Source organism: Aliivibrio finisterrensis, from assembly GCF_008933155.1.
GTDB lineage: Bacteria > Pseudomonadota > Gammaproteobacteria > Enterobacterales > Vibrionaceae > Aliivibrio > Aliivibrio finisterrensis.
Window position 1 is genome coordinate 1 of the sequence record NZ_WBVP01000007.1, and the last position, 17860, is coordinate 17860.

Genomic DNA, 17860 nt, shown 5'->3' on the forward strand with positions numbered 1-17860 from the left:
TCGGGAGTCCATACATCTGCAAGGGAGCTTGCGACCGATCTGAATCCTGCTTTTGCACTTCCTGAAACCTGAATCCGGCCCTTACGCTTCTGCCCCATCAGGAACAAACACATAACCTAATCCCCACACCGTTTGGATATAACGGGGACGACTTGGGTCTTCTTCAATCATGCGGCGAAGACGAGAAATTTGAACATCAATAGAGCGTTCCATTGCTGAATATTCACGACCACGTGCCATGTTCATCAATTTATCACGCGACATTGGCTCACGCATGTTTGTCACAAGTGATTTAAGTACTGCAAACTCACCAGATGTTAGTGGCATCGGCTCTTCGTTGCGGAACATCTCACGCGTACCTAAGTTTAAACGGAACTCGCCAAACTCAACCATTTTGTCTTCTGCGCTTGGCGCACCTGGTGCTTCAATTACTTGACGACGCAGAACCGCACGGATACGTGCTAATAGTTCACGGGGATTAAAAGGTTTTGGAAGGTAATCATCTGCGCCCACTTCTAAACCAACGATACGATCGATTTCATCGCCTTTTGCCGTCAACATTAAAATCGGCAACATATTGTTCGCGCTGCGTAAACGACGGCAAATTGATAGGCCGTCTTCACCTGGCAACATTAAGTCCAATACCATTAGGTGGAACGTTTCACGAGCCAATAAGCGATCCATTTGCTCACTATTAGCCACACTACGTACTTGAAAGCCTTGCTCTGATAAATAACGCTCTAATAACGAACGAAGGCGAGCGTCATCATCAACGACTAAAATCTTATGGTTTTCTTGCATGGGCTTAACCTCAATATATGTATTATTTCAGTTTACTCGTAACTTTAAGCAATAGAAGTGCTATTTCATAAAAAATGAGAGGCGAAATTGTTACTTTTTATGTAACAGCTTCAAGTTTTACGTATAAACTAAGGTATTAGAGTAAATTTATATGCCATATGGACTACTTAATTAATAAGAAGTTATGAGTACGATAGATTAGTGAGCAAATATGTTAGTCGGATATAAACGATCACAATGCAAAAAGGTTCTGGTTATCAACCGTAAAGGTGGTGCTGGGAAATCAACCTTTGCGATTGCAATGGCATCTTTCTACGCTCATCAAAATGTAAAAACTGAAATTATCGACCTTGATCCTCAGGGTACGAGTCACTTTTGGGGAAGCAAAAACGATGGGGTTAGAACAACCAAGTTTTTACCGTCTTCTAGTGTGCCTTTTTCTTTAGCTTTGCGGTTAGAAGCAGATACTCGAATTACGGTAATTGATTCGCCTTCTAACTTTGGCCAATTTGAGATGGAAAAATACATTTCAATGGTGGATAAAATTGTCTTTCCGGTACAACCCTCACCGATTGATGTTCACTCTATGCTGGGGTTTATTAAAGATTTAATTAAATCACCTGCTTTTAATCAAAACAACGTTGAGCTTGCGTTTGTGATCACTCGTTGTAAAGAAAACAAACAAGGCACTGAGTTCGTCCATAAAGTACTGCAACACATGAAATACCCGTTATTAGGTACCATGTCAGAAAGTCAGGCATATCAAAATATGTTTTCTGAAAAGAACAGTTTTTTGATTAGCCATCCTGAATTAGATAAAGAACTTTGGCAAAAGATGAAGCAGTGGCTAGATGTTGATATGACACCACCACAACCACCAGAGCCTGAAATAAAAAAAGTGGCTGAGCCGAAGCCAACCACTTATCGTTCTTTATTGAAAAAACGCTATTAACGCATTTGTTTGAATCTACAGTTAAATACCAAACTCTGCACGGTACGCTTTTACCGCTTCAAGTTGCTCAGCATTCCCGCCTTTTTCTTCTAAGAATGAGATCAGGTCAGTTAAGCTTACGATTGAGATAATTGAACAGCCAAAATCACGTTCAACTTCTTGAATCGCAGATAACTCACCTTTGCCTTTTTCTTGGCGATCAATCGCAACAAGAACACCGGCAAGATCGGCACCGTTTGCTTGGATAATTTCCATTGATTCACGGATTGCGGTACCTGCCGTGATCACATCATCCACTAACATGATGCGGCCTTCAAGTGCACTACCCACTAGGTTGCCACCTTCACCGTGATCTTTTGCTTCTTTACGGTTAAAGCAGTATGGCTTGTCTGTGTCATGGTGATCCGCTAACGCTACTGCTGTGGTTGTAGCGATTGGGATACCTTTATACGCTGGGCCGAATAATACATCGTAATCAATCCCTGAATCAGCCAATGCTGCCGCGTAAAAACGACCTAAACGCGCTAGATCACGACCGGTATTAAATAAGCCAGCGTTAAAAAAATATGGGCTTGTGCGACCTGACTTTAAAGTAAACTCACCAAATTTTAGTACTTCTTTCTCAAGGGCAAATTCAATAAACTCACGTTGGTATGCTTTCATTTTCATTCTCTCTTTTTTGGTATTGTGATATTTAAAATAAAAAACTATACGCTACGCTAACTAGAAACTAGACCGCTTCGCTCCTATAAGAGCAAAGGGTTCAGGTCTCAGGTTTCAGGTTTCAGGAGGGTCAAAAGCGAGTACACCTGAAACCTGCAAGCGTAGCGTCCTGAATCCTAGAACTCAGATCTTAAAACACATAAAAAAATAGCCCCTGAATCAGGAGCTATAAAAATCAATTATTCGGCCAACGCCGCTTTCTGCTTCTCAATAATATCATTGATGCCCTGTTGCGCCAGAGCCAGCATGTCCAACAATTCTTGATGAGAGAACGGCGCTTCTTCTGCCGTGCCCTGCACTTCAATCATCTTACCGTCTTCCATCATTACGACATTCATATCGGTATCAGCTGCTGAGTCTTCTACATACTCAAGGTCACAAATCGCTTCGCCGTTGTAGATACCTACAGAAACCGCAGCAACGTGGCCTTTCATAGGGTTCGTCTTTAACTTACCCGATGCAATCATGTGATTAATAGCGTCTGCTAATGCAACACTTGCGCCTGTGATAGAGGCGGTACGTGTACCGCCATCCGCTTGGATAACATCACAATCGACCGTGATCATTTGCTCACCTAGTGCTTCTAGATCAACCGCTGCACGTAGGCTACGAGCGATCAAACGTTGGATTTCCATCGTACGACCACCTTGCTTGCCACTTGCCGCTTCACGACGGTTACGAGTGTGTGTTGCGCGAGGTAGCATGCCGTATTCAGCCGTTACCCAACCTTTACCTTTGCCTTTTAACCAGCGAGGAACATTTTCTTCAACACTTGCAGTACAAATTACTTTCGTATTACCAAATTCAACTAATACTGAACCTTCTGCGTGTGCAGTAAAGTTACGAGTAAGTGTAATTGGACGGACTTGCTGAGCTGTTCTTCCGCTAGGACGCATGGCAGATACCTTGATTATGACAAATTGTCGGCGATTATACCGAACTCCCATAATAAAGCATAGCGCCGTTTCTTTCATCGACTCTACTTACTTCCTAAAGCGCTTATCTGCTATAGTATGCACAATATTTTTATTCATCATCCTTCCTATTGATGATTTGAGGACGCTTACATGATCTACAGTATGACGGCTTATGCACGCCGCGAAGTAAAAGCTGATTGGGGTAACGCTGTGTGGGAAATCCGCTCAGTAAACCAACGTTATTTAGAAACGTATTTTCGCATGCCGGAACAATTCCGTGGTTTAGAACCTGTATTACGTGAGCGTTTTCGTAAGCGTCTTGCTCGCGGTAAAGTGGAATGTCACTTACGCTTTGAAGCAAACAACGCAGCAAGCAGCGAATTAAAAATTAATGAAGATTTAGCTCGCCAAGTAATTAAAGCAGCGCAGTGGGTGAAAACAGAATCTGGCGAAGGCGGCATTAACCCTTTCCAAGTTCTGCAATGGCAAGGGGTAATGGAAGCGCCTGAGCAAGATTTCGATTCAATCAATAAAGAACTATTGGCGGAATTTGAACTGGCTGTGAATGATTTTGTTGAAGCGCGTGCGAGTGAAGGCGAAAACATGAAAGCACTGATCGTTCAGCGTTTAGATGCGATCACAGAAGAAGCGGCAAAAGTTCGTGCTCGTATGCCTGAGATTTTAGAATGGCAACGTAACCGTCTTCTCACTAAATTTGAAGATGCGAAAATTGAATTAGATTCTTCTCGTGTTGAACAAGAGCTTATCCTTCTTGCTCAAAAATCTGACGTGGCTGAAGAGCTTGATCGTTTAGATTCACACGTAAAAGAAACCACTAATGTTATGAAGAAAGGCGGCGCTTGTGGCCGTAAACTTGATTTCATGATGCAAGAATTTAACCGTGAAGCAAATACGCTAGCGTCTAAATCTATCAGCACAGATATCACAGCATCGGGGGTTGAATTAAAAGTACTTATCGAACAAATGCGTGAGCAGATCCAGAACATTGAATAATTGATTACATATTAAGGCTCATTATCTCAATAAAGAGCCTTAATATCATATTTCAATACCTGTTTTCTTTTTATCTCTTTCTTGCATTTTTATGTAGCACTGTTTTCTTCCGTATTTGGTGTGTTACTAATGTCTTTCTTGTTAGTGCTATTATTTTGTTTCTGTAGCTGTACTATTAAATAACATCGACACTAAATCGGTATTACCTACCTCTTCACCATTTAACATTCGAGCCAGCAATTCACTGCCAAAAAGTTGCGGTGATAGTAGTATGTCAGGCTGTACCATCTTAATTTTATTTAAATTTTTACTATCATTAACAATAATGACTGTCTTGGCTTCTGAACTTATTTCTTTCGCGGATAACACGATAAAAGCATTATCGGCATCATTTTCAGTCAGTGCTAATACTGCTCGACACTCCTCTACACCCGCCGTTTTTAATACAGAACTATCGCAACTATCACCTGAAATAATATCAAACTCACCTTCTAAGCTTTGTTCTATCTGGTTAAATTCTTCAACAGGCCTAATGGTAACTATAGTGACGGGCAAACCACGTTGACGTAATCTCATTACGGTATTCATTGCCATTGTGGATGTTCCGCAAATTATAAAGTGATCAGTTCTGTTCATTTTATCTTTCCTACCTTTTATAAGCTGATTGAAACCTTTGCTGATTAATGGACCAAAAATACTACTGATAGAGGTCGCAAACACAGCAATACCGGCGATGATCATTGAAATGGTGAATAGCCTTGCAGCCTCACTTACAGGCAAAACATCACCGTAGCCTACTGTAGTCATGGTGACCATGGAGAAGTAAAATGCCGTACTTAAGTTATCAATTTTAGGACTAAACCCTTCACCAAAATACAAACTACCATAGGTTGAATAAATGATTAAAATAGTAAAACTTATGACAGCAACAATACTGCCAGCTGTTGCGCTGCTTCGATAAAAATCTTTACTAAATAAAAGTAATACGCAAATAGTAATGGCAGGAAAAAGCATGTTTAAATATTGTGTGGAGTAATAGTGAACGGTAAATACCAAAGTAGTAAGTAATAAAACTAAACTCATGACCCAGGCAATCCTAGCCCGAAAAAACAAACCGATTGAATTAATTAGTAAAAAGAAACCCAACATAAACCAAGGTGCATTAGCTAATCTTACAAAATCAATGTTAGAAAAGTTAGATATGTAGAATGCATAAAATATATCATGACGCATACCATAAACTGCTTGAAATATTAACACGCTGTTAAGTAAAACCAAGACTGCGGCTAGCTTATATCGTTGATTTAGCCAAATTGAACGCCAGTTGCTTTCTAATAATTTGAGTTTATTCACGCTGTATATCTCACCATTTATGATTTCATTATGTTAAGTCTAGCGATTAATTACTTGTATATTTAATGCTATTCACTTTATCGCCTGAGCATTACGATATTTTCTACCATTTCTTTGGGATCATTCACAACCTTCAAATAAATAAACATTATAATCACACAAACTTAATCATAAACAGTTAACGACATACATAAAAGTTAATACTACACTTTATTATTAACACGTTCGCTACAATAACCATTAATTAGTAATTTTTTTAACGTGAGACTAAATAAACATTAACCAACGCAATTTAAATTAAGGGAATTAATAATGACTAGCTCTGCACCGAAGGCAAAAAACCTTAGCCTATTTGGTTTTTTTGCACTTACCGCAACCATGGTAATGACTGTTTATGAATATCCAACTTTTGCCTCATCTGGTATCTCTTTAGTTTTTTATCTTATTCTTGCTGGTATCTTTTGGTTTCTACCAGTTGCATTATGCGCCGCTGAGATGGCAACTATTGAAGGTTGGGATAAAGGCGGGGTTTATACTTGGGCAGGAAAATCGCTTGGAGAAAAGTGGGGATTTGCCAATATCTTCTTCCAGTGGTTCCAGATAACCGTTGGTTTTGTCACCATGATCTATTTTATTCTTGGTGCTCTGTCTTATGTCGTCGACTGGCAAGCTCTCAATAATGACCCTTTGACTCGCTTCATTGGTGTAATGGTAGTGTTTTGGGGATTAACTTTCTCACAGTTTAAAGGCACCAAATTGACCGCAACCATTGCTAAACTAGGTTTTATTCTTGGCATCGCTATCCCAGCAATTGTTCTATTTTCACTAACTATTGGTTTTTTTGCTACCGGTGGCGTCAGTGACATGGATTTATCATTAAGTTCAATGATTCCTGATTTTAGTCAATTAAATACTGTGGTTGTATTCGTCTCATTTATTCTTGCTTACGCAGGGATTGAAGCATCTGCAACACACGCTAATGAAATGAAAAATGTAAAACGAGATTATCCCATTGCGATCATCCTACTTGTTTTACTTGCTATCGGTCTAAATACTATCGGCGGTATTGCAATTGGTGCTGTTGTTCCTGAAAAATCACTAGGCTTGTCTGTTGGTGTTGTACAAGGCTTTGAAGGTTTGTTTGGTCACTTCATCGAAAACCCAGAGCTGCTGGTGAGAATTATTGCGGTATTTATCGCATTTGGTGTCTGTGCTGAGGTCTCAGCTTGGGTTGTAGGCCCATCTTGGGGGATGTTAGAAGCAGGTAGAGATGGTTTATTACCAAAGAAGCTGGCTGAAACTAACCAATATGATGTTCCAGTAAACTTCTTAATTCTGCAAGGTATTATCGTCACCATTTGGGCTGCTGTGCTTACCTTTGGTGGGAGTGGTGCCAATGTATCATTCTTTACCGCGATTTCGCTGACTGTGGTTATTTATCTGGTCGGTTATATTATCTTCTTTATTTCATACATTACCGTGGTATTGAAATTTAAAGATCTGCCACGTGCATTTGAAATACCTGGGGGTAGCACAGTGAAGATGCTAACCGCAATTGCAGGATTAATTATATCCGTTCTTGCTCTTGGTATTTCATTTATTCCACCAGCACAGCTAGGCGGAGGCGCTGCTGATACTGCTTACATGAGCATTTTAGTTATTAGCTTTGTTATTACGCTATGTATTCCTTTTATAATTTACGCTCGTATGCGAGGAAAAACTAACAATTAAATAATAAGTTACGTTAACAGCTTTGTTGTTAACGTAACTTAATAAGGCAAGACTTCCTGTCCCTAACCTTATCGCCTACTCATCACTTTTATGATTAACATACGGCCAATAATGGTGCCCAACTCGGATCAATAAGGTTGCTGCGGCTAAAATGAAAGCGGCAAGTGCTAACCATACAATCAATACGGCATCTAACTCCTTCATTCCAAGCGTAATGTAACGAGCGATTGCCATTATCGCAATGTAGATAGGATAACGTACAGGGATCTTACCGTTCATTACAAATTGCTGCACCATAGCGAGCACTTCAAGATAAATAAACATTAATAAGATATCAGTTAACTGGATCTGTCTTACCGAAAACACATGAACAAACTCATTTATCATGGCAAATAAAGTAGAGAGCGTTATTGCAACCAGTAGGACCGCTTCTAAAAGATGAAATACTTTTAAGAAAGGCTTACTAAATGATTTGGGTAAATGAGAAGGCATAAGGAGTTATCCACCGTTATTGCTATAATAAATATGATAATTAATTGGTTACGCTCTAATGATAGTGCCAAGCCAAGTTAACACAAAATTATTATTTCAATTAGTATATTTATTTCATTCAAATTAATTCTCGATTGTGCTATTCTTCGCCACCCAATTTTCTATGCTTCGCATCCATCTTTATTTTACCGTTTAAAGTGTAACGTAAAGAGAAATGCCATAACTCCCAAGAGAATCTATCATGAGTAAAGGTACACTTTATATTGTGTCAGCGCCAAGTGGTGCTGGTAAGTCGAGTTTGATCTCGGCACTGTTAGAAAGCAACCCAACTTATGCTATGAAAGTCTCAGTGTCTCATACTACTCGTGGTATGCGCCCAGGAGAAACCGATGGTGTTCATTACCATTTTATGCAGAAAGAGCATTTTGAAGAGCTGATTCAAAAGGATGAATTCCTAGAATACGCGGAAGTGTTTGGTAATTATTACGGAACCTCTCGTGTATGGATCGAAGAAACGCTTGATAAAGGCATTGATGTATTCTTGGACATTGACTGGCAAGGCGCTCGTCAAATCCGTGAACAAATGCCCTTAGCAAAAAGTGTGTTCATTTTACCTCCATCAAATGGAGAACTTGAACGACGCCTAAATGCACGTGGTCAAGACAGCGATGCTGTTATTGCTAAGCGCATGAGCGAAGCAAAGTCAGAAATTTCTCACTATGATGAATACGATTATGTGATTATTAATGATGACTTTGATACTGCACAAATGGACTTCCGTGCCATTATCCGTGCAGAGCGTTTAAAGCAAGACAAACAAACTATGAAATACAAAGGCATGTTAGACGCGCTTTTAGCTGACTAATTTCTTCGTATTTCTATTAGTATCTCGTAACCCTAGCTAGAAACTTATACTAGTTACTTGTATACTTTCTCAACATATAACTATTTTTGTTAATAAATTGGAGTCCTCATGGCACGTGTAACCGTTCAAGACGCAGTTGAAAAAATCGGCAACCGTTTCGACCTTGTTTTAGTTTCATCTCGTCGCGCACGTCAAATGCAAACTGGTGGTAAAGATGCGCTAGTGCCTGAAGAGAACGATAAAACGACTGTTATCGCTCTTCGTGAAATTGAAGAAGGCCTGATCACTAAAGAATTACTTGATGCTCGTGAACGTCAAGAGCAACAAGAGCAAGATGCCGCTGAATTAGCAGCAGTAAGCTCAATCACACACAATCGTTAATCTCTATAATCTTTTATAGATTATAAATTACAGCAAACCTGACGGGGCGAAATTTGGATTTATTCGATAGCCTGAAAGATGCTGCCAAAGATTACCTGCCAGAGCCTCACATTGAGGCTCTTCGTCGATCTTACCTGGTAGCAAAAGAGGCCCATGAAGGGCAGACTCGCTCAAGTGGCGAACCTTACATCATTCACCCAGTAGCTGTGGCTCGTATCCTTGCAGAAATGCGACTCGACCATAAAACGCTAATGGCTGCACTGCTTCACGATGTTATTGAAGACACTGAAGTTAGCAAGGAAGAGCTAGCAGAACAATTTGGCGAGACTGTTGCTGAATTAGTGGATGGCGTTTCTAAGCTGGACAAACTTAAGTTCCGCGATAAAAAAGAAGCGCAGGCTGAAAACTTCCGAAAAATGGTCATGGCGATGGTGCAAGACATCCGCGTTATTTTGATCAAACTTGCTGACCGCACCCACAACATGCGTACATTAGGTGCATTACGCCCTGATAAACGTCGCCGCATTGCTCGTGAAACCTTAGAAATATTCTCTCCTTTGGCGCATCGCCTTGGTATACATAACATTAAAACTGAGCTTGAAGAGCTAGGTTTTGAAGCCCTTTACCCAAATCGCTATCGCGTATTAAAAGAAGTGGTAAAATCAGCTCGTGGTAACCGTAAAGAGATGATCCAAAAAATCCACTCTGAGATCGAAGGCCGTATTGCTGAAGCTGGCATTAAAGGTCGTGTGATTGGTCGAGAAAAGAACCTGTTCGCTATTTACAACAAAATGAAAAATAAAGAGCAGCGTTTCCATACCATTATGGACATCTACGCGTTTCGAGTAATTACCGATAATGTCGATACGTGTTACCGCGCATTAGGTCAGGTTCATAGTATTTATAAACCTCGCCCAGGCCGTATTAAAGATTACATTGCTGTACCAAAAGCCAATGGTTATCAATCTCTTCACACCTCTATGGTTGGCCCTCACGGCGTTCCAGTTGAAGTGCAGATCCGTACTGAAGACATGGAACAAATGGCGAACAAAGGTGTTGCTGCACACTGGTCGTACAAAGAGGGCGATAACTCTAGTACTACCGCTCAAATCCGAGCTCAGCGCTGGATGCAAAGCTTACTTGAACTTCAACAAAGTGCAGGTAGCTCATTTGAATTTATTGAAAACGTAAAATCGGATCTCTTCCCGAACGAAATTTACGTTTTCACTCCAAAAGGCCGTATTTTTGAACTGCCTGTTGGCGCAACTGCGGTTGATTTTGCTTACGCTGTTCACTCTGATGTTGGTAACAGCTGTGTTGGTTCACGCGTTAACCGTCAACCTTACCCTCTAAGTAAACCACTCAAAAGCGGCCAAACGGTTGAGATCATCAGTGCTCCAGGTGCGCGTCCAAATGCCGCTTGGTTAAACTATGTAGTGACCTCAAAAGCTCGTACTAAGATCCGCCAAGTACTGAAAACCATGCGTAAAGAAGACTCTGTGATTTTAGGTCGCCGTCTACTTAACCATGCGCTGGGCCACAATGTCTCTCTGGATGATATTTCACAAGATAACATTACTCATGTTCTGTCTGATCTTAAGCTTGCAGACACCGAGGATTTACTAGCGGCCATTGGTCTTGGTGAGTTAATGAGTATTGTGGTTGCTCGTCGTCTACTTGGCGATGCGGATGAACTAACAGAGCAAGACTCATCAAACATTGAAACCAGAACGGGTAAAAAATTACCTATCCGTGGTGCTGATGGTATTTTGCTGACCTTCGCAAATTGTTGTCGTCCTATTCCTGGCGATCACATCATTGCTCATGTAAGCCCTGGCCGTGGCCTTGTGGTTCATATGGAAGAGTGTGCGAATGTTCGTGGTTATCAAAAAGAGCTTGATAAGTACATGGGAGTTGAGTGGGCTGATGAGTTCGATCAAGAATTCGCGACTGCTCTGGATATTGATATCCAAAACCACCAAGGTGCATTAGCGGATTTAGCCAATGTCATAGCTAGTACGGGCTCAAATATCCGTGGTATTAGTACCGAAGAGAAAGACGGCCGTTTATACACAATTACGGTTGAATTAACGACTAAAGATCGCACGCACTTAGCGGAGATCATGCGTCGAATTCGTGTTATGCCACACGCACTGAAAGTTCGTAGACATAAGAACTAGATGCGAGGGACGAGGTTCGAGTACGGACTTCGTCCTTTTAGTTAGATCTAGGTTTCAGATCGCTTCGCTCGCAGGTTTCAGGTGCACTCGCTTTTGACCTTCCTGAAACCTGAGACCTGAATCCTCGCTTCTCCATACTTACCCCTAGTCCCTCTAACCTATTCCAAGAAATAAAAAATCATGAACTTAGAACGCTATCAACGAATTACTTCCGTATTAAAAGCTCGTCAAACTGATCTTACTCTGTGCTTAGAAGAAACCCATAAATCCAATAACGTTTCTGCCATTGTTCGTACAGCCGATGCAACCGGCATCCATAAGATTCATGCGGTATGGCCAACCGAGCAAATGCAAATGTTAGGGCATACTTCCGCAGGAGCTCGTAACTGGGTTGATGTTGAAACTCATAAAAGCATAAAGGATGCTGTTGCGGTTTTAAAAGCGCAAGGCATGCAGATTTTGGCAACTAACCTGTCTGATACTGCGGTTGATTTTCGCGAGGTTGATTACACCAAGCCAACGGCTATCATTTTAGGTAGCGAGAAAACCGGCATCAGCACAGAAGCATTAGCCCTCGCAGATCAGGATATTATTATTCCTATGGTCGGTATGGTGCAGTCTCTGAATGTTTCTGTTGCTAGTGCATTGGTTTTGTATGAAGCACAACGTCAACGCGATTTAGCTGGTATGTATGACCGTGAAGAGAGTATGTTACCAAAAGAGTACATCAATAAGGTGCTGTTTGAGCGTGGCCACCCTGTACTTGCGAAAGTAGCCAAACGTAAAGGTCTTGAATTACCGCAGCTTGATGAAACAGGGCAGATCGTTGCAGATGAAGCGTGGTGGGCAAGAATGCAGGCGGCGGATTAAAATCGAGAACTTAGGGTTCAGGGGTGATCGTTGTGATTTCAGCGTATGAATTTTAAAATCAGAGACTATACGCTTCGCTAACTAGAAACTATAAAAGCAAGAGAGGCCACTCTGAACTCTGCAAGCGTAACGATCTGAATTCTGCTCTTGCTGTTGCTCTTATAGAAGCGAAGCGGTCTAGTTAGTAAAACGTATAGTTTCTAGTTCTTCTCCTGAAACCTAGTAATAATAATCACCCCCCCTAACTCCCCCTTGTATCAACTATATCGTTCTCATAGCAATAGCGTTAAAGGGGAGGAACCATTCTTTGTCGATGTTATAACAACGTTCGCCTCTGAATTCTGAAAGCGCAGCGATCTGAGCTATTCCTCTTCCTGAATCCTTTAGGACGAAGTCCGTCCTCAAGCGAAGCGCCCTTCAGCAACTTGTTGCGTCCTACTCTCAATCCCTCATCAACATAAACGTTCCTGAAAACTCGGCCGCAGGCTGATCCCCATTGCATAAATCAACCTTCACTTTCACTCTGGCTCGCTTACCTGATTTCAAGCGGTCAAAGTCCCCTTGCAAACAATTTAATGACGTAATGCCTTTTGGATTTTCGGTGATCGGTTGGCGATAACGAATATGACTGTCTACCAACATAATACTGGTTGCATCTAAACCTTGCTCTTTTAGCAGTAGCCATACCATCCCCCAAGCTGTTAGGGTTCCCATGGTAAAGATGCTACCTGCAAACATCGTATTATGAGGATTTAAATTCGCATTTAAGATCGCACTGACTTCAAAGCGATAACCGGTATATTGAGTGATTTTTATGCCCATTTTATCACTGATTGGAATTTCATTTTCCCAACGCTTTTGAAGCTCTGCGCACCAATCTGGACGTCGAAGTACATCAGCCAGAGGATCTAAATGTTTAAGCATTTGTTGGTGACGAATTGGGCCTCTCTCATCACTCAGTTCACCTTGGTTAGTAAATCCATTTCTCACATAGAAAGGAATTGCATCTTCACGAGCATTACATACCAGACGTTTAGCGTTCTCTTGGCGCGCATAAGACTCCAGAGCCACTAAAATCAATGCGCCTATACCTTTGCCTCGACAATGTGCTGCAACGGCCATATAGCGAATTTGGCCATCATTATCAGGCGTTAAATATAAACGCCCTACTGCGACAGGTTGATCACGACCATCTAAAATCATTCGATGTTGGCTCATGTCATCATACGCATCACGCTCAGAGCCTTCAGGTTGATGCCAGGGCTCACGTAATACTTGCCAACGGAAATGGTAATACGCTTTTAATTCCGCGTCTGTGGTTGGTGTGATCAATCGAAACATATAAATCCTTTTATTGTTGTTAGGGGTAAGGAAGAGCTAAGGGTTCAGATCGGTCGCAAGCTCCCTTGCAGGGTTCAGGGGCGATCGTGGTGATTTCAAGGAATGAACCTGAAACGAGAGACTATACGCTACGCTAACTAGAGACTATAAGAGCAAAAAGCGAGAGTTCAGGCTTCAGGTTTCAGGAAGAGTAAAAGCCAACCGAACTCAGTTCTTGCTCTTCCTGAAACCTGCAAGCGCAGCATCCTGAAACTTAAAAACTCACCACATCAACACTCTCGCTCTTATAGTCTCTAGTTTCTAGTCAGCGAAGCGTATAGTCTTCTGCTTTTCCTCGCCCCTAGAGCGAAGCGTCCTAGAATCTCGCCCTTGCCTTTAAACCTGCAACCAAAACGTCACTGGACCATCATTCACTAGCGAGACCTTCATGTCCGCAGCAAAACGTCCTCTTTGAGTATGTAACTTCTCTTCACATAAGTCAGAGAAGTAGTCATATAAGCGCTCTGCATCCACAGGATGCGCCCCTTTTGAAAACCCTGGACGAGTACCCTTCTTTGTATCTGCAGGCAGCGTAAATTGCGATACAACCAATACGCTACCATTTACTTGTTGCACATTTAAGTTCATCTTACCATCTTGATCTTCAAAAATTCGGTAAGTTAATACTCTTTCCATTAGACGTTTGGCTTTTGCTTCATCGTCTTCTTTTTCAACGCCTAATAAAATTAATAAACCTTGATTAATTTCACCGATAATTTCGCCATCTACTTTTACAGCAGCTTCACTTACTCTCTGGATCAGTGCTATCACTTTCTATCAATCCTTGTTGTTCTGTTAATGCTTTAATGTCTGATTCCAATATATTGGTACTCACCTTACCAGCCCTCCATCCTTCAAATTCGCCGAGACTTGCTGTTATTTCAGCGCCAATTAAGACAATAATCCAACATAAATAAATCCAAACAAACAAAATAGGTATTGCAGCCAACGCGCCATAAATCACTTGATATGATGGGAATTGTGTTATGTATTGCGCAAACCCCACTTTACTAAACTCAAATAAGCAACCTGCAGACATAGCTCCAACAAGCGCATGCGTTATTCGAACCTTTTTGTTCGGCACTAATAAATACAAACCAACAAATGCTGAGAACGACAATATGATAGGCAACCAACCCAATAAAGTTCGATAAAAACTGGACACTATTTCATCATCCATGATCTTTAGTGAGGCCACATATGAAGTTGCAGCTAAACTTGCCCCAACCAATAAAGGGCCTAAAGTTAAAATCATCCAATACAAAGAAAATGAATACATTGGACGACGCTTTTTCTTTACTCGCCAAATATAATTCAAACTTTTATCGATAGCAGAAATCAGCATTACCGAAGCAACAAATAAGAATCCAGAGCCGACCGCCGTCATCTTTCCTGTATTAGAAATAAATTCTTTTAAACTGGCTTCAACTGCATTACTGGCTGCTGGTACAAAATTCTGAATCACGAATGCCTGTATTGTGTCTCCTGCACCAGAGAAGACTGGAAATTGCGACAATACAGACAATAAAACGGTAATTAACGGCACCAAAGACAATAACGTAATGTAGGCCATATATCCGGCACTGACGGTTAGTCTGTCATGGATAATCCGTTGCTTTAAGAAAAGCAGATATGACCAGCTAATCCTTAGCTCATGTTTGATTTTTTCTTCCATCAATTCGCTCTTTATTATATATCAACGCTTACATATACCAATTCAAGTGAGTAGGTGTCTAGATGATTGCGTAGGAAAAATAGATTAAAACAAGGCATAAACTGCAATAACTAGTGGGCCTAATTATAAAGTTTATAACGCAGTTATAATCTATTTTAACAAGCAAGAATGAACACCTACTTATTTGAGTTGGTATCATCATAACAGATAAAAAAAATCCCTTCGTAGTTGCCTACAAAGGGATTTTAAATTTTATTTGATTTGTGATTTAACTAAAGCTAAATCCGAATCAATAATTACTTAGGTGCACGACCAGCACGTTTACGATCGTTCTCTGTAAGATGACGCTTACGGATACGGATGCTTACTGGTGTTACTTCTACTAGTTCATCATCATCGATGAATTCTAGAGCTTGCTCAAGTGTGTATTTGATAGCAGGAGAAAGCGTTTGAGCTTCATCAGTACCAGATGCACGTACGTTAGTCAGTTGCTTACCACGTAGACAGTTGATAGTCAGGTCGTTAGCACGGTTATGAATACCGATGATTTGACCTTCATATACTTCATCACCGTGCTCTGCAAATAAACGACCACGATCTTGAAGGTTGAATAGAGAGTAAGTTACTGCTTTACCCATACCGTTCGAGATTAATACGCCGTTAGCACGTTGACCAATTTCGCCACCTTTGTGTGGACCGTAGTGATCAAACGAGTGATAAATTAGACCAGAACCAGACGTCATTGTTAGGAATTCAGTTTGGAAACCGATAAGACCACGAGAAGGCATCATGAAGTCCATACGAATACGGCCTTTACCATCTGGAGCCATATCTGTTAGCTCACCCTTACGGATACCGATGTTTTCCATGATTGCACCTTGGTGCTCTTCCATAACATCGATAGTTACTGTTTCAAACGGTTCTGTTAGAACACCGTTTTCATCATGTTTGATGATAACTTCTGGACGAGATACTGCTAGCTCGAAACCTTCACGACGCATGTTTTCGATCAGGATAGATAGGTGAAGTTCACCACGGCCTGATACGCGGAATTTATCTGGATCTGACGCTTGCTCAACACGTAATGCTACGTTGTGAACTAGTTCTTTTTCTAGACGCTCAAGGATGTTACGTGAAGTAACGAACTTACCTTCTTTACCAGCGAAAGGTGAGTTGTTTACTTGGAAAGTCATTGTTACTGTTGGTTCATCAACAGACAGTGGCTTCATCGCTTCAACGTTGTTTACGTCACAGATTGTGTCTGAAATTTTCAGCTCACCAAGGCCTGTGATTGCAATGATGTCACCAGCATTTGCAACTTCAACTTCGTGACGGTCAAGACCTAGGTAACCAAGAACTGTACCTACTTTACCATTACGCTTAGAACCATCTGCGCCTACGATAGTTACTTGTTGGTTTGCTTTTACAGAACCACGAGTAACACGACAAACACCGATAACACCAACATAAGAGTTGTAATCTAGTTGAGAAACTTGCATTTGTAGAGAACCGTCGATGTCTACACTTGGCGCATCTACGTTATCAACTACTGCTTGGAACAATGGTTCCATGTTTTCGCCAGTCTCGCCTTCTTCCATTGTTGCCCAGCCGTTAAGTGCTGAAGCGTAAACAGTAGTGAAGTCTAGTTGCTCATCAGTTGCGCCTAGGTTGTCGAATAAATCAAAGATTTGATCCATAACCCAATCAGGACGAGCACCAGGACGGTCAATCTTGTTGATTACAACGATTGGCTTAAGGCCGTGTGAGAATGCTTTTTGTGTAACGAAACGCGTTTGAGGCATTGGGCCGTCAACAGCATCTACGATAAGAAGAACAGAATCAACCATAGACATGATACGCTCAACTTCACCACCGAAATCGGCGTGTCCAGGAGTATCTACGATGTTGATGCGGTAATCGTTCCAGTTAATTGCTGTATTTTTAGCAAGGATCGTAATACCACGCTCTTTCTCGATGTCGTTCGAGTCCATTACGCGTTCTTCAGTCTCACCACGAGATGATTCTAGTGTGCCTGATTGTTGTAATAGCTTATCAACCAAGGTTGTTTTACCGTGGTCAACGTGCGCAATAATTGCGATATTTCTTAGTTTATCAATCTGTGGAGTAGACATGGATTCAAATTCACTCAGAGCATGTAGAGCCACCATTGGCACTACTTGGTTTAAAAACGGTCAATAATTTAACAGATTTTAGCGCAAAACCCACGAAATATGTGATTAAAGACACAATTATTTTTAAATTTATTTAATACAGCGCCAAAAAACGCTGTAAAAACGACCAGTTTTAGCGAGATTTATGCAATCTAGTTAATAACTTTATTATCTTTACCAAAAAACTAAAGAATATAAATATCAAATCCTTAAGAGCAACGTTGTTACTGATAATTTAATTTTATGTTGGAATTAGATTGACAAATTTTCTATTTCACTGCTGAATAGCGGATAGAAGTAATTAATGACAATTTATTTTTATCTGCACTCTCCTATTGCAGCGCACAATAATGGT

At 41.0% G+C, this 17860-nt stretch carries 16 protein-coding genes; 7 read left to right on the plus strand and 9 right to left on the minus strand.

Annotation, left to right across the window (positions count from 1 at the left end; all coding sequences use genetic code 11):
* Positions 1 to 81: 81 nt before the first annotated feature.
* Positions 82 to 801, minus strand: a complete 720-nt coding sequence (ompR, locus tag F8B77_RS07915) for an osmolarity response regulator transcription factor OmpR (protein ID WP_130047964.1) — start codon at positions 799 to 801, stop codon at positions 82 to 84.
* A 211-nt stretch (positions 802 to 1012) separates the two neighbouring features.
* Here ompR and F8B77_RS07920 point away from each other — a divergent pair, with 211 nt between their 5' ends.
* A complete protein-coding gene (locus F8B77_RS07920; RefSeq protein WP_151654909.1) occupies positions 1013 to 1753 on the plus strand; it encodes a ParA family protein in 741 nt (246 codons plus the stop codon).
* A 21-nt stretch (positions 1754 to 1774) separates the two neighbouring features.
* On the opposite strand, the gene pyrE is transcribed toward F8B77_RS07920, so the two are convergent.
* Complete coding sequence (gene pyrE / locus F8B77_RS07925) at positions 1775 to 2416, minus strand: orotate phosphoribosyltransferase (RefSeq protein ID WP_130045090.1); 642 nt, start codon at positions 2414 to 2416, stop codon at positions 1775 to 1777.
* A gap of 239 nt (positions 2417 to 2655) precedes the next feature.
* Positions 2656 to 3372: a ribonuclease PH gene (rph, locus tag F8B77_RS07930; RefSeq protein ID WP_130045092.1), complete on the minus strand. Its 717-nt coding sequence runs from the start codon at positions 3370 to 3372 to the stop codon at positions 2656 to 2658.
* A 171-nt stretch (positions 3373 to 3543) separates the two neighbouring features.
* Here rph and F8B77_RS07935 point away from each other — a divergent pair, with 171 nt between their 5' ends.
* Entirely contained in the window at positions 3544 to 4407 is an 864-nt protein-coding gene (locus F8B77_RS07935) for a YicC/YloC family endoribonuclease (protein ID WP_065594945.1), read from the plus strand.
* A 150-nt stretch (positions 4408 to 4557) separates the two neighbouring features.
* Here the strand turns inward: F8B77_RS07935 and kch are convergent, their stop codons facing one another.
* Positions 4558 to 5760, minus strand: a complete 1203-nt coding sequence (gene kch / locus F8B77_RS07940; protein WP_151654910.1) for a voltage-gated potassium channel protein — start codon at positions 5758 to 5760, stop codon at positions 4558 to 4560.
* A gap of 312 nt (positions 5761 to 6072) precedes the next feature.
* Here kch and F8B77_RS07945 point away from each other — a divergent pair, with 312 nt between their 5' ends.
* Complete coding sequence (locus F8B77_RS07945) at positions 6073 to 7491, plus strand: amino acid permease (protein WP_151654911.1); 1419 nt, start codon at positions 6073 to 6075, stop codon at positions 7489 to 7491.
* Between the two features lie 75 nt (positions 7492 to 7566).
* Here F8B77_RS07945 and F8B77_RS07950 read toward each other — a convergent pair whose 3' ends face one another.
* Complete coding sequence (locus tag F8B77_RS07950; protein WP_151654912.1) at positions 7567 to 7983, minus strand: phosphate-starvation-inducible protein PsiE; 417 nt, start codon at positions 7981 to 7983, stop codon at positions 7567 to 7569.
* 241 nt (positions 7984 to 8224) lie between these two features.
* On the opposite strand from F8B77_RS07950, the gene gmk reads away from it, so the two are divergent.
* From gmk to trmH, 4 genes are all read left to right on the plus strand, one after another.
* Entirely contained in the window at positions 8225 to 8848 is a 624-nt protein-coding gene (gene gmk, locus F8B77_RS07955; protein WP_151654913.1) for a guanylate kinase, read from the plus strand.
* 108 nt (positions 8849 to 8956) lie between these two features.
* Positions 8957 to 9229, plus strand: coding sequence for a DNA-directed RNA polymerase subunit omega (rpoZ, locus tag F8B77_RS07960; protein ID WP_060993374.1), 273 nt, complete (start codon positions 8957 to 8959; stop codon positions 9227 to 9229).
* Between the two features lie 53 nt (positions 9230 to 9282).
* On the plus strand, positions 9283 to 11409 hold the full coding sequence (gene spoT, locus F8B77_RS07965; RefSeq protein WP_151654914.1) for a bifunctional GTP diphosphokinase/guanosine-3',5'-bis pyrophosphate 3'-pyrophosphohydrolase: 2127 nt from the start codon (positions 9283 to 9285) through the stop codon (positions 11407 to 11409).
* Positions 11410 to 11589: 180 nt separating this feature from the next.
* The gene (gene trmH, locus F8B77_RS07970) at positions 11590 to 12279 is read left to right on the plus strand and encodes a tRNA (guanosine(18)-2'-O)-methyltransferase TrmH (RefSeq protein WP_151654915.1); all 690 of its coding nucleotides are present in this window, start codon (positions 11590 to 11592) and stop codon (positions 12277 to 12279) included.
* Positions 12280 to 12720: 441 nt separating this feature from the next.
* Here trmH and F8B77_RS07975 read toward each other — a convergent pair whose 3' ends face one another.
* The 4 genes from F8B77_RS07975 to typA all read right to left on the minus strand — a co-directional run bounded on the left by F8B77_RS07975 (position 12721) and on the right by typA (position 17466).
* Entirely contained in the window at positions 12721 to 13620 is a 900-nt protein-coding gene (locus F8B77_RS07975) for a bifunctional GNAT family N-acetyltransferase/hotdog fold thioesterase (protein ID WP_151654916.1), read from the minus strand.
* Positions 13621 to 13995: 375 nt separating this feature from the next.
* The gene (dtd, locus tag F8B77_RS07980; protein ID WP_151654917.1) at positions 13996 to 14430 is read right to left on the minus strand and encodes a D-aminoacyl-tRNA deacylase; all 435 of its coding nucleotides are present in this window, start codon (positions 14428 to 14430) and stop codon (positions 13996 to 13998) included.
* Positions 14402 to 15334, minus strand: a complete 933-nt coding sequence (locus tag F8B77_RS07985) for a virulence factor BrkB family protein (RefSeq protein ID WP_151654918.1) — start codon at positions 15332 to 15334, stop codon at positions 14402 to 14404. Before F8B77_RS07985 ends, dtd begins: the two co-directional genes overlap by 29 nt.
* A gap of 296 nt (positions 15335 to 15630) precedes the next feature.
* On the minus strand, positions 15631 to 17466 hold the full coding sequence (gene typA, locus F8B77_RS07990) for a translational GTPase TypA (RefSeq protein WP_151654919.1): 1836 nt from the start codon (positions 17464 to 17466) through the stop codon (positions 15631 to 15633).
* Positions 17467 to 17860 lie beyond the last annotated feature (394 nt).